The organism is Asticcacaulis biprosthecium C19 (assembly GCF_000204015.1).
GTDB lineage: Bacteria > Pseudomonadota > Alphaproteobacteria > Caulobacterales > Caulobacteraceae > Asticcacaulis > Asticcacaulis biprosthecius.
This window is the reverse complement of sequence record NZ_GL883079.1, coordinates 622318-635404: the sequence shown is the minus strand read 5'-3', so window position 1 is coordinate 635404 and position 13087 is coordinate 622318. Positions and strand designations below refer to the sequence as shown.

The following is a 13087-nucleotide window of genomic DNA, read 5'->3' as shown; positions in this document are numbered from 1 at the left end:
CGGTGACTGTCGCGCAGGCCAATCTAAAAGCAGCGCATGCCCAACGTGCCCTGTTGGGACCGGCCGTGTCAGCGCTGAACCAGCAGGGCTATCTATGGGTGCGCGCCACCGTCTATGCCGGTGACCTCGAGCGCATCGACCGACAGGCCACCGCCACCGTCCAGCCTCTGGGCGGCGAGGGCGTGCGTCTGACGGCGAAGCCCGTAAATGCGCCGCCCTCGGCCAATGCCGCGGCCGGAACGGTCGACCTCTATTTCGGTTTCAGCAATACAGGTAATGCCGTCAGCGTCGGGCAAAGGGTTTCTGTCGAACTGCCGGTCCGCGGGGCACCCGATACCGGCTTGACCATTCCGGCGTCGGCCTTGCTGCGGGACATCTATGGCGGCGAATGGGTTTATGTCCGCACCGGACCCCATGCCTATGAACGCAGGAGGGTCGAGATTGCCACAGCGAAGGACGGTTATTTCCAGCTCAATCGCGGCCTGAAGAGCGGCGACGAGGTCGTTACTGCAGGCGCGGCCGAGCTGTTCGGTACCGAATTCGGCGCGAAGTAGGGGATGATCATGCTCAACTGGCTTGTCACCAACGCCCTGCGTCAACGCATCCTTGTCCTCGCCCTGGCTGCCATCTTCATGGTCGTCGGCCTGCGGGCGATACCTCATACCGACCTAGACGTTTTTCCCGAATTCGCGCCGCCCATGGTCGAAATCCAGACCGAAGCACCCGGCATGTCGACCGAGGAGGTCGAAAGCCTGGTAACCGTCCCGCTGGAAACCGCCATCAACGGCGTCTCCGGACTGAAGACGTTGCGTTCGAAATCCGTTTTGGGTCTGTCCTCAGTCGTCGTGATCCTCAAGGAAGGGACCGACGTCATCCGCGCCCGGCAACTGGTGCAGGAACGCGTCGCCCTGGTCGCCACTAGGCTGCCTTCGTCGGTGCGCCCGCCTGTCATGCTACCGCCGTTGTCGGCGACCAGCCGTGCCATGAAGATCGGCATGTCGTCGAAGACCATGGACCAGATGGCGATGTCGGACATCGTGCGCATGACGGTTCGGCCGAAGTTGATGGCCGTTCCCGGCGTCGCCAATGTTGCCGTGTGGGGCCAGCGCGACCGCCAGCTTCAGGTCTTGGTCGATCCTGCCCGTCTGGCGCAGGCCGGTGTGACGGTCGCGGACGTTCAGCGTGCAGCCGGTGATGCGGCCCTGGTCGGGGGTGGCGGCTTTATCGATACACCGAACCAGCGCCTGGCCGTGCGCCACCTGTCTGCCGCCGAAACACCGGCCGCCCTGGCCCTGACCGTCGTCAAGCTGAGCAACGGCGCACCGATCCGTATCGGCGATGTCGCCACGGTTACCGAAGGCCATGCCGCGCCGATCGGTGACGCCATCATCAACGACGTACCGGGCCTGTTGCTGATCGTCGAGAAGCAGCAGGGCGGCAATACCCTTGACGTCACGCGCGGCGTCGAAGCTGCCCTGGCTGACCTGAAGCCCGCCCTGAGCGGGATCGACGTCGATTCTACCATTTTCCGGCCAGCGACCTTTATCGAGCGCTCGATCCACAACCTTACCCAGGCCCTTTGGCTGGGCTGCGCCCTGGTCGCCGGTGTGCTGATCCTGTTCACCCGTGACTGGCGCGCGGCGGTGATCAGCCTGACCGCCATTCCGCTTTCGCTGCTGGGCGCCACCTATGTCCTTTCCCTGACCGGACAAGGCCTGAACACTATGGTCATTGCCGGCCTGGTCATAGCGTTGGGAGAAATCGTCGATGATGCCATCATCGATGTTGAGAATATCGGTCGCCGATTGCGTCTGAACCGCCAGTTGGCGACTCCAAAACCGGCGTTCGAGGTGGTGCTGGCGGCGTCCCTCGAGGTCCGCACGGCTGTGGTTTTCGCTAGCCTGATCGTCATGCTGGTCTTTTTGCCAGTCTTCTTCATGGGCGGGGTGTCGGGCAGCTTTTTCCGGCCTTTGGCCACGGCGTATATTCTGGCCATTGCCTCGTCGCTCCTGATTGCCCTGACCCTGACGCCGGCCCTTTGCCTGCTGCTGATGCCCAAGTCGTCGGGCGAAAAGACCGAACCGGCCATGGTAAGCGGTCTCAAAGGGGCCTATCGCGCCTTCCTGCCGACCATGGTGGGGCGGCCGAAACTGGCTATGGGGCTGATCGCCGCGGGTTTGATGGTGGCGGCCGTGGGCTACATCACGACGAAGGACCAGTTTCTGCCCAATTTTCGCGAAACCGACTTCCTGATGCACTTTGTCGAAAAACCAGGCACCTCAATTGAAGCCATGGATCGCATCACCATACTTGCGTCGAAGGAACTCCGCTCTATCGAGGGTGTGCGCAATTTCGGCTCTCACATCGGCCGCGCCGAGGCCGGCGATGAAGTCTATGGCCCCAACTTCACCGAACTGTGGATCAGCCTGGACGAAAAGGCCGACTACGACGCCAGCGTCAGGAAAATCCAGGACGCGATCGACGGCTATCCCGGCCTTTACCGCGACGTGCTGACCTATTTGCGTGAACGTATCAAGGAGGTCCTGACGGGCGCTGGGGCCAGCGTGGTGGTACGCATCTATGGGCCGGACATGGAGACTTTGCGCGCCAAGGCGGCGGAGGTCAAATCGGCGGTGGCCGGAATCCCTGGTGTCGCGAATCTGAAGGTCGAGCAGCAGAGCCTGATCCCGCAGATTCAGATCCGTCCCAAGGCTGAGGCCATGGCCGCCTACGGTTTGTCCGCCGGGGACGTACGCCGCGCGGCGAACACCCTGGTCGCCGGGTCCAAGGTCGGGGAAATTTTTCGCAATCAGATGAGCGTCGATGTCACGGTTTGGGGCACGAAGGAAGTCCGCAGCGACCTCCATGCCTTGCGCGATACCATGATCGCCACGCCGGGCGGCGGTCAGGCGCGTCTGGGTGACGTGGCGGACGTCCTGGTCATGCCAGCGGCCAACGAGATCAAGCGGGAAAATGGATCGCGCCGCATCGATGTCACGCTGAATATCTCTGGTTCCGACCTTGGTACGGTGGCCCGCGCCGTCGAGGCCAGAGTATCGCAGTTGCAGTTCGCGGCCGGTTACCATCCGGAATTCCTCGGCGAATATGCTGCCCTGCAACAATCCAAGCGCGACCTGATGATCATGGGCGGCTTCTGCCTGATGGGGGTATTGCTGCTGATCTGGCTGGAATTCCGTTCGATCCGCCTGACGGCGCTGATCGCGCTCAGCCTGCCGTTCGCCCTTCTGGGTGGGGTGGTCGCCGTCATCCTGTCCGGTGGCGTGATGTCCCTGGGTTCGTTGGTCGGTTTTGTCACCGTGCTCGGGATTTCTGCGCGCAACGGCATCATGCTGATCAGCCACTACCAGTACCTGGAATTCCGAGAAGGGGAGCCGTTCGGTCCGGGCTTGATCTTGCGCGGCGCCGAAGAGCGGCTGGTGCCGATCCTGATGACGGCGTCGTGCGCCGCCCTGGCCCTGTTGCCGCTGATCATCAATGGCAAGGCACCCGGTCATGAAATCGAACATCCCATGGCCCTAGTCATCCTGGGCGGTCTGATCAGTTCGACGGCGCTGAACCTGCTGCTGATGCCGGCGCTCTATGCCCGCTTTGGCCAGCATGCGAAACCAACCGCGAGCCAGGAGGTAACGGTATGAGACACCTGCTTAGGCCTGTCTTTTTCGTTGCTTTGGTTGCGGCTGGCGGCTGCGCCAATCATCCGACGGTTGCTCCATCGACCTCGGTGCCCGCGGTCGGGGCGTTTCTGGAAACGGGATATGCCGTCAGTACGGCGCCGGTACCGGGCGACTGGTGGCGGTTGTTCGACGATCCAGTGCTGAACCGCCATGTCGAAAGGGCATTGGCGGCGAATACAGACATTCGCGCCGCCCGGGCCAACCTCGAAACAGCGCGCGCTATAACCCGTCAGGCCGAGGCGGCGCGGGGGATCGCGACGGTTGCGGAAAGCGGGGCCGGACCCAACAAGGCCAATACTCAGCCCAGCACGTCCAGTGTTCCCAAAACCAGCTACGAGGCGGGCTTCACGGTCGCCTATGAGGTCGATCTGTTCGGCCGGTTTAGCGCGGTCACGCGCGCGGCCGAAGCCGATGCCAACGCCGCCCAGGCGACGCTCGAGGCCGCTCGGGTGACCGTCGTCGCCGACACGGTCTCCGCCTATGTCGATCTTTGTGCAGCAGCTCGCGATCAAGATCTGCTTCAGGCGCAGGTCGATACGGCGGCGCAAGCCCGCCAACTGATCGCCAGTCAACTCCTCCTCGGCGAGGTTTCGCCGCTGCAACTGGCGCGGGCAACGGCGGCTTTGGAAACGACCCGTGCCGGATTACCCAGCCTCCAGGCTGAGCGGCGACGTGCGCTTTACACCCTGGCGGCACTTCAAGGCTTGCCGCCCGCCGAAGCGGCAGGTCTCGATAGCGATTGCCGGACCTTGCCGCGTATTATCTCGGTGTTGCCGGCAGGTGATGGCGCAGGCCTGCTGGCCCGACGCCCGGACGTGCGCGAGGCGGAACAAAAATTGGCCGCCGCCGCAGCGCGAACCGATATTACCACCGCCGACCTGTATCCGCGCATTCGCCTCGGCGCCTCGGCCGGTGAGATAGGTGGCGGGTTCGACGTCTTCATGACGCCGCTGATCACATGGAACTTCCCGAACCAAAATGTAGAGCGGGCGAAGATTGCCGCTGCCACGGGCACGGCAAACGCGGCGTTGGCGAGGTTCGACGGCGTCATGCTTGGTGCCTTGCGCGAAACCGAAACGGTCCTGGCAGCCTATCAGGCGGACTTAAGTCGCGAGGCCAGCTTGCAAGCCGCCTTCGCCGAAAGCGACAAGGCGTTCACGCGGGCGCAAAGCCGCTACCGTCTGGGGGAAGATAGTTACCTTTGGGTGCTGGACGCGCAAACCGCTCGCAATATTGCCGAACGCGACCTGGCCACCTCCGAGGTCAGGATTGCGCGCAGTCAGATAGCCCTGTTCAAGGCGCTGGGCGGCGGTTGGCAGACCGTGGACGAAAACCCGGAGGTCAAGTAAGACCGAGGTATGAAGGTTTTGGCATGAAAATACTGGTGGCGGACGATCAGGCGGAGACGGCCGATTTTATACGACGGGGCTTGAGTCAAGCCGGGCATGTCGTGGCCACGGTCGGCACCGGTACGGAGGCTCTGTTCCGCGCCATGGAGGAATCCTTCGACGCCATCGTGCTGGATCGCATGCTGCCTGGAAAAGATGGCCTGTCGGTGCTGAAAATGCTGCGCGCCGGGGGCAACCGCACACCCGTTATCCTGTTGACAGCCATGGGCGGCATAAGCGACCGGGTCGAGGGGCTTGAAAACGGGGCAGACGACTATCTGACCAAGCCGTTCGCCCTTTCGGAACTCAGCGCGCGGCTGAACGTCATCATGCGTCGTCCGGCTGTTGTCGAAGTCGAGACGATCCTGCGCGTCGGCAACATCGAAATGGATCTGCGCAAGCGTACCGTCCATCGTGCTGGCAAACGCATTGAGTTGCAACCGCGTGAAGTGCTTATGCTGGAGGAACTGATGCGTAATGTTCATCGCGTCATGACCAAGGCCATGCTGTTGGAGCGGGTGTGGGATTTCGACTTCGATCCGCATACCAATATCGTCGAGACCCATATCAGCCGGCTTCGGGCCAAGCTTAACGCCGGCTTTGATGACGATGCCATCATCACCGTGCGCGGCGCTGGTTATATGATCCGCACACCATGAGACGATTTCTTCCCAAGACTGTGCTGGGCCTGGCCACAGCGGTCAGTGTCCTGCTGAGCGTTGTGGCCCTGGCGATCTGCTTTGGCATTTACACGGTGACCCATGAAGCCGTTGAAGCGCAACTGGATCAGCGTATCGAGACCGAATCCGGAATACTAACTGCGATCTACGAGAATGGCGGTGTGCCCGCCATCGCCGCCGAAATCGGCCAGCGCGAAGCGCAGAGCCGGGTGACCGGCATGGGCTATATCCTGGACGACCGCCAGGGTAATCGGTTGGCCGGTACCCTGCGGGCGAAGGCGCCGGAGCCGGGATGGGTGGAATTCCTATATGACGAAGAAGGCAACGGTAAGCGCGGCGTGTCGCAAGCCCTGACGCGACGGCTGGACGACGGCCTGATGCTGGTCGTGGCAGCGGACCGCACACCCGTCGATGAGATGGATGCGCAACTGTTCGGCCTTTTCGGCGCGGTTTTTTGCGCCATGCTGGTCATGGGTGTCGGAGGGGCACTGGGTCTGGGGATCCTGATCCGGCGGCGGCTGGGCAAGATCGATGCGACGGCCCAGGCGATCATCGATGGCGACTTGAACCGGCGCATGGCACGCGACGACACCGACAGCGAGTTCGACCGGCTGGCTGAAACGCTCAACCGGATGCTGGACCGCAACGCAGAACTGGTCACCAACCTGCAGCAGGTGTCGAACGACATAGCCCACGATCTGCGCACACCACTGGCCCGGCTGCAACAGGTCCTGGATGAAGCGCTCACCGACGCCCACGACGCCGCAACCTTCCGCCTGGCGCTGACAAGGGCGTCGGAACGCAGCCGGGAAATTCTGGACCTGTTCAATGCCCTGCTGCGGATATCGGAAATCGAGACCCTGAAGGTTCGCGAACACTTTAGCCGAATCGATGTGTGTGAAATCGCCGAGCGTGTCGCGGATGCTTTCCGCCCCGATCTGGAGGCCAAGGGCTATACGCTAGAGGCCGACCTGGAAACCGGTGCGTTCGTCAACGGTGATCGTCACCTGATGTCGCAACTTCTGGTCAACCTAATTGAAAACGTCATGCGACATACGCCTTCGGGGACGCTCGTTTCACTGAGCCTGCGACGTGGTGACGGTCTCGTCGAACTGACGGTGAGCGATGACGGCCCCGGAATATGTCTGGCCGACCGCCACCATGTTCTGAAGCGGTTTGCCCGGTTGGAAAAAAGCCGGGCCACGCCGGGGTTCGGCCTGGGACTTAGTCTGGTTACGGCGATTGCCCAGGCGCACCACGCAAGACCCGTGTTGTGCGACAATCACCCTGGCCTGCGGGTCGGCTTCGTCTTTCCTGGGGTGGAGTAAAAGTGAGCCAACGCTGAATTTGAAGCATTCCGGCGACCTGTCGTCAGCTTTGCCACCAGGTTTTTCAGCGCGTTACAGGATGGCGGTAAAGCGAAACAATAATTTGTTGGCGCGCCCCTTTACCTCCATCGGGGATTCCCCTATGCACAAGCCGCAAAATGGAGAGTCCCTTATGGATATACGCGAAGGCCTCACCTTCGACGACGTTTTGCTGGAGCCCGGCCCCTCTGAGGTCGTGCCCACTCAGGTCGAAACGAAGACCCGCTTCACCCGCACGCTGAACCTGAACATCCCGCTGGTCTCTTCGGCCATGGATACGGTCACCGAGGCGCCCCTGGCGGTCGCCATGGCCCAGGCCGGCGGTTTGGGCATCGTCCACCGCAACCTGACCAACGAACAACAGGCCGACGAGATCCGCGCGGTCAAGCGCTTTGAGTCGGGCATGGTCATCAACCCGATCACCATCCACCCCGACACCAAGCTTGGCGAAGTCCGCGACATCATTGCCCGCCGTCGTATTTCAGGTTTTCCCGTCGTCGAGCGTGAAACCAACAGGTTGGTCGGCATCCTGACCAACCGTGACATCCGCTTCGAAAGCGACAACTCCAAGACCGCCGCCGAATTGATGACGACGGAAAATCTGATCACCGTCACTGACGGCGTCGATCAGTCCCGCGCCCGCGACTTGATGGCGCGCCACCGCATCGAGCGCATCATCGTCGTTGACGAAGCCTATCGTTCGGTGGGTCTGATCACCGTCAAGGATATGGAAAAGTCCCAGGCCTATCCCAGCGCCGCCAAGGATTCGTCCGGCCGTCTGCTGGTCGGCGGCGCGTCGACCGTCGGGGATGCCGGTTTCGAGCGCTCCATGGCCCTGGTTGAGGCCGGCGCCGACGTGGTGGTCATCGATACCGCCCATGGCCATTCCAGTCTGGTGTCGCAGGCCGTGACACGGCTGCGTAAGGAAACCAACAAGGTCCAGATCGTCGCCGGCAATGTCGCCACCTACGACGCTACCCGCTCGTTGATCGACGCCGGCGCCGACGCCGTCAAGGTCGGTATCGGCCCGGGCAGCATCTGCACCACGCGCATCGTTGCCGGTGTTGGCGTGCCGCAACTGACCGCCATCCTCGACAGTGTCCGCGCTGCCGAAGGCACCAGCGTGCCGATCATCGCCGACGGCGGCATCAAGTTCTCTGGCGACCTCGCGAAAGCGATTGCCGCCGGCGCCTCCACGGCCATGCTGGGTTCGATGTTTGCCGGCACCGAAGAAGCACCGGGCGAGGTCATCCTGTACCAGGGTCGGTCCTATAAGTCGTACCGCGGCATGGGCTCGCTGGGCGCCATGGCCTCGGGTTCGGCGGACCGCTACTTCCAGAAGGAAGTCCGCGATTCGATGAAACTGGTGCCGGAAGGTATCGAAGGCCAGGTTCCGTACAAGGGGCCGATCGCCCCGGTGCTGCACCAACTGGTCGGTGGCCTGCGCGCCGCCATGGGTTATGTCGGTGCGCCGAACATCGAAGAATTCCAGAAGCGGGCGCGCTTCGTCCGTATCACCAATGCCGGCCTGCGCGAAAGCCATGTCCATGACGTGATGATCACCCGGGAAGCGCCCAACTACAGGCAATAGACATGACACAGGAACTCTGGGTAGCGGTTTGGGCGGGGCTGGTCGGTTTGATCACCCTGCTGGCCGCGCCGGTGACGGCCTTTACCACGCCGGGCTATCCGAAGTGGAATGCCGGTCCGCGCGACACGCCGTTCGAACTTCCGGCGATCACGGGACGCCTGCAACGCGCCTTCGCCAACTTTATGGAAACCTATGTTGTCTTTGTGGTGATCGCCGTCTGCCTCAACTTCTCCGCCAAGTCGGACCTGATCTCGACCTGGGGATCGCACATCTACCTGGTCGGCCGCGTCGCCTATGTGCCGCTCTATGCGCTTGGCGTGAAGGGTATACGGTCTTTGGCCTGGGCCTTCTCGCTGCTGGGCCTTCTGATGTGCTTCTACACGCTCTTTTTCGGACAAGCCCTTTGACGCCAGCCGCCCGCCTGCAAGCCGCCGCCGACATCCTGGACCAGTTGTCCGGGACGCGGGCGACGGCGGAAGCCGTTCTGAAGCAATGGGGGCAGAACAATCGCTACGCCGGTTCGAAAGATCGCCGTGCGATTGCCGACCGCGTTTATCGCTGTACGCGCGCCCGGTCGCGCCTGTTATGGGCCATGCAGAAGACCGAAAAATCGACAGGGCAGGGCCGCGCGCTGGTCCTGGCGTCGCTGGCTCTGATCGACGGCGCGCCTTTGGACGAGATCGAAACCTTGTTCAGCGGCGCAGGTTATGGCCCGAAGCCGTTGACCGACGAGGAAAAATCCCAGATTTCCGCCGCCGATGGTGACGCGCCGCTTTGGGTGAAGACAGGCCTGCCGGAATTCGTCGTTGGCCGGTTTCAGCAGCAGTTCGGGGACGATTGGGCGGCGGAGGCCACCGACCTGATGACGCCGCGCGCGCCGATCGACCTGCGGGTCAATGGCGCCCGCACCGCGCGCGACGAGATGCTTAAGGTTCTGGGTGAGGAGGGGCTCTCGCCGCAACCGACGCCGTTCTCACGCTTCGGCATTCGCCTGCCGTCGGAACCGCCGCCCAACCTGGTCAAGCTGTCGGCCTATCAGCAGGGGCTGATCGAGATCCAGGACGAGGGTTCGCAACTGGCCGCATTTTTGGCCGGTGCCGGTCTGTTGCCGGGCGCGTCTAAGGTGGTGGACTTCTGCGCCGGCGGCGGCGGCAAGACCTTGGCCCTGGCCCAGATGATGGACGGCAAGGGCGAGATCTATGCCTGCGACGTCGTCGAAAAGCGTCTGCGGGCTATCGAGCCGCGGCTTCAGCGCGCAGGCGCCTCGGCACATTTCGTCCATTTCTTCGATCCCGAGGATGAAACCCAACTGGAACTGCTGCGCGGTGCCGATCTGGTCCTGGTCGATGCGCCCTGTTCGGGTTCAGGCACCTGGCGTCGCCACCCGGAAGAAGCCCATCGTCTCAACGAGGCCGAGGTCGAACGGCTGCATGGCCTGCAAACCCATATCCTGTCGCGCGCGGCAAGCTGCGTGAAGCCCGGCGGGCGGCTGGTCTATGTCACCTGCTCGGTGCTGGATGACGAAAATGCCGCTACGGCCGATGTGTTCGAAGCTCAGAACCCGGCCTTCGATGCCTTGCCGATCCACAGCCTGGCCAGGATGGCCAGCCTGTTCGTCGACAACACGGCGCGACTAACCGAACTTTCTGCGGGCCACCGCCTGCGCCTCACCCCCCATACCACCTCCACCGACGGCTTCTTCATTGCCGCCTATACAAGGACGTCCTAAGTGCCCGCTCATCACGAAGCGCTTCTCATCATCGATTTCGGTTCCCAGGTCACGCAGTTGATCGCGCGCCGGGTGCGCGAATGCGGCGTCTATTGCGAAATCCATCCCTTCACCAAGGCGGCCGATGCCATCGACAGCCTGCGCCCCAAGGCGGTCATCCTGTCGGGTTCGCCCCATAGCGTCATCCACCAGGGACCGACCATCGATGCCAAGCTGTTCGCGATGAATTTGCCAGTGTTCGGCATCTGCTATGGCGAGCAACTGATGTGCGACCTTCTGGGCGGGAAAGTCGAGGCCGGCCACGATCGCGAATTCGGTCGCGCCAGCATCGACATCATCAAGCCCTCGCCGATCTTCAAAGGGCTGAATGACAACGAAACCGTGTGGATGAGCCACGGCGACCGCGTCACCGCCATTCCGGAAGGTTTCGAGGTCATCGCCGTGTCGGAAGGTGCGCCCTATGCGGCAATTGCCGATGAAAAGCGCAAATTCTACGCCGTCCAGTTCCATCCGGAAGTGGTCCATACTGCCCGCGGCACCGACATTATCCGCAACTTCCTGTTCGAGATCGCCGGCTTTACCGGCGACTGGTCGATGGCGTCGTTCCGCGATGAACAGGTGGCGAAGATTCGCGCCCAGGTCGGAACCGGCAAGGTCATCTGCGGTCTGTCGGGTGGGGTTGATTCGTCCGTTGCGGCCGTGCTGATCCACGAGGCCATTGGCGAGCAACTGACCTGTGTATTTGTCGATACCGGCCTGCTGCGCAAGGAAGAGGGCGCGCAGGTCGTGGCATTGTTCAGGGATCACTACAACATCCCGCTGATCCACGTTGAAGCGCAAGAGCTTTTCCTCGGCGCCCTGGCCGGGATCGACGATCCCGAAACCAAGCGCAAGACCATTGGCAAGCTGTTTATCGACGTCTTCGACGCCGAAGCCGCCAAGATCGACGGCGCTCAGTTCCTGGCCCAGGGAACGCTGTATCCCGACGTGGTCGAAAGCGTGTCGCCGTCGGGCGGACCTTCGGCGGTGATCAAGTCGCACCACAATGTCGGCGGCCTGCCGGACTACATGGAGCTGAAACTGGTTGAGCCCCTGCGGGAACTGTTCAAGGACGAGGTCCGGGCCTTGGGCCGCGAACTGGGCTTGTCGGAACAGTTTGTCGGCCGTCATCCCTTCCCCGGACCCGGCCTGGCCATCCGCATTCCGGGCGCTGTGACGCCGGAAAAGGTCAAGACCTTGCAGGAAGCCGACGCCATCTATCTCGACGAGATCCGCAAGGCGGGGCTGTACGACCAGATCTGGCAAGCCTTTGCCGTGCTGCTGCCGGTCAAGACGGTCGGGGTGATGGGCGATGCCCGGACCTATGAGGACGTGCTGGCGCTGCGGGCCGTGACGTCCAGTGATGGCATGACGGCGGACTTCTTCGAGTTCCCGTGGGCGGTGCTGGGCCGTTGCGCGACACGGATCGTCAATGAAGTGCGTGGGGTCAACCGTGTGGTCTATGACGTGACGTCGAAACCACCGGGCACGATCGAATGGGAATGATATGACAGATCGCCCCTCCCGAACTTGTTTGGGAGGGGCGATGTGTTTTAAGGCTTCGGACAAATCCCCGCCGCGATCGCTGCGCCATAGGCTTGGCTGATATAGTCCATCATGGCATGCGAGGTGCGCGATGCTTCCTCAAAACCGGGCTGTTCGAGCATGTCGAGGGCGACGGCGCGGACCTTCTGGTTAAGGGCCGGATCACCGTCCGTGGCGACCGCCACCTGGGCCATCCAGCGTCGCGCCAGGTCCATGGCTTCGGGCGAATCCGTAGCGTGGGTCTGGATCAACTCACCGGCTTCGGCAATCAGGGCTTCCCAGCCGGCGTGGGGCTTGTCCATCCCGGCAAAACCGTTGGCGGCTAAAAGGTCCTGGTCTTCCGGCGTCAGGTGTCTGGCGGCGATCTGGTCGTAGGTGGCGCTTTGGGCATTCGGATTGGTCATGAGGGTCTCTTTGGTCAGGTGGATCAAGTCGTCCGAAGAGAGACTGCCATCCCGGGCCAGCTGTTCGCGGGCGGACGTGACGAGGGAGAGCGCACGTTCCACCTCCGCCTTCTGACGCTGCAACATGGCTGCGTGCAACGCCAGGAAGGTGTCCAGGTCGGCGGTGCGGCCCGACAACAGCCCGGCGATACGGCTCAGCGACAGGCCAAAGCCTTTAAGGGCGATGACCTGTTGCAGCCGGGCCAGTTGGTCAGGGCCATAGACGCGCCAACCGGCCAGGGTGCGCTCGGGACGCACCAGGCCGCGGGTTTCGTAGACGCGCAGGGCCTTGCCGCTAACGCCGAGACGTTTTGCCGTTTCCGCGGGGCTGAGGTAACGAACAGCTTGGTTCAAGAGTTTAGTCCTTCTTCAGACCCCGCCATCTATCGGGCCGGACCCTAGGGACGGTGCAAGGCTCTTTTTGAGGGGATTCGGATTTTTTGTATGCGAGCCGGTCGGGGGCTGCTGATAGCCACCGGCGATTGCGTTTACTATAAAGACCTCGACATCACCCAAAATGTGATTTCTCGGGCAAATTCGACCGTTTTAGGGTGTACGCTAGGCGGATAGGGACCTGGGAGCCTGGATCGTCGGAGACGGACATGCCTGA

Annotated in this window: 10 protein-coding genes; 9 read left to right on the top strand and 1 reads right to left on the bottom strand. The window is 62.5% G+C overall.

What is annotated here, in order from left to right:
* The 9 genes from ABI_RS18155 to guaA form a co-directional block, all read left to right on the top strand.
* The coding region (locus tag ABI_RS18155; protein WP_211211191.1) for an efflux RND transporter periplasmic adaptor subunit at positions 1-554 on the top strand (554 nt) is incomplete at its 5' end.
* A gap of 9 nt (positions 555-563) precedes the next feature.
* The gene (locus ABI_RS18150; protein ID WP_040309712.1) at positions 564-3656 is read left to right on the top strand and encodes an efflux RND transporter permease subunit; all 3093 of its coding nucleotides are present in this window, start codon (positions 564-566) and stop codon (positions 3654-3656) included.
* Positions 3653-5044, top strand: coding sequence for an efflux transporter outer membrane subunit (locus tag ABI_RS18145; RefSeq protein WP_006274516.1), 1392 nt, complete (start codon positions 3653-3655; stop codon positions 5042-5044). The genes ABI_RS18150 and ABI_RS18145 overlap by 4 nt, the downstream gene beginning before the upstream one ends.
* A 23-nt stretch (positions 5045-5067) precedes the next feature.
* Complete coding sequence (locus tag ABI_RS18140; protein WP_006274514.1) at positions 5068-5742, top strand: response regulator transcription factor; 675 nt, start codon at positions 5068-5070, stop codon at positions 5740-5742.
* Complete coding sequence (locus ABI_RS18135) at positions 5739-7091, top strand: sensor histidine kinase (RefSeq protein WP_040309589.1); 1353 nt, start codon at positions 5739-5741, stop codon at positions 7089-7091. The genes ABI_RS18140 and ABI_RS18135 overlap by 4 nt, the downstream gene beginning before the upstream one ends.
* 172 nt (positions 7092-7263) lie before the next feature.
* A complete protein-coding gene (guaB, locus tag ABI_RS18130; protein WP_006274512.1) occupies positions 7264-8721 on the top strand; it encodes an IMP dehydrogenase in 1458 nt (485 codons plus the stop codon).
* Positions 8722-8723: 2 nt separating this feature from the next.
* Positions 8724-9128 (top strand): MAPEG family protein, encoded by a 405-nt coding sequence (locus tag ABI_RS18125; RefSeq protein ID WP_006274511.1) that lies wholly within the window; start codon positions 8724-8726, stop codon positions 9126-9128.
* The gene (locus tag ABI_RS18120; RefSeq protein ID WP_006274510.1) at positions 9125-10450 is read left to right on the top strand and encodes an RsmB/NOP family class I SAM-dependent RNA methyltransferase; all 1326 of its coding nucleotides are present in this window, start codon (positions 9125-9127) and stop codon (positions 10448-10450) included. The genes ABI_RS18125 and ABI_RS18120 overlap by 4 nt, the downstream gene beginning before the upstream one ends.
* Entirely contained in the window at positions 10451-11995 is a 1545-nt protein-coding gene (guaA, locus tag ABI_RS18115) for a glutamine-hydrolyzing GMP synthase (RefSeq protein ID WP_006274509.1), read from the top strand. It abuts the gene before it with no gap.
* Positions 11996-12042: 47 nt separating this feature from the next.
* Here guaA and ABI_RS18110 read toward each other — a convergent pair whose 3' ends face one another.
* Positions 12043-12831: a MerR family transcriptional regulator gene (locus tag ABI_RS18110; protein ID WP_006274508.1), complete on the bottom strand. Its 789-nt coding sequence runs from the start codon at positions 12829-12831 to the stop codon at positions 12043-12045.
* Between the last annotated feature and the right edge of the window lie 256 nt (positions 12832-13087).

Bases quoted from the DNA above. Each gene is read 5' to 3' on its own strand.
- ABI_RS18150 (WP_040309712.1), top strand. From the start codon at position 564: ATGCTCAACTGGCTTGTCACCAACGCCCTGCGTCAACGCATCCTTGTC.
- ABI_RS18145 (WP_006274516.1), top strand. From the start codon at position 3,653: ATGAGACACCTGCTTAGGCCTGTCTTTTTCGTTGCTTTGGTTGCGGCT.
- ABI_RS18140 (WP_006274514.1), top strand. From the start codon at position 5,068: ATGAAAATACTGGTGGCGGACGATCAGGCGGAGACGGCCGATTTTATA.
- ABI_RS18135 (WP_040309589.1), top strand. From the start codon at position 5,739: ATGAGACGATTTCTTCCCAAGACTGTGCTGGGCCTGGCCACAGCGGTC.
- guaB (WP_006274512.1), top strand. From the start codon at position 7,264: ATGGATATACGCGAAGGCCTCACCTTCGACGACGTTTTGCTGGAGCCC.
- ABI_RS18125 (WP_006274511.1), top strand. From the start codon at position 8,724: ATGACACAGGAACTCTGGGTAGCGGTTTGGGCGGGGCTGGTCGGTTTG.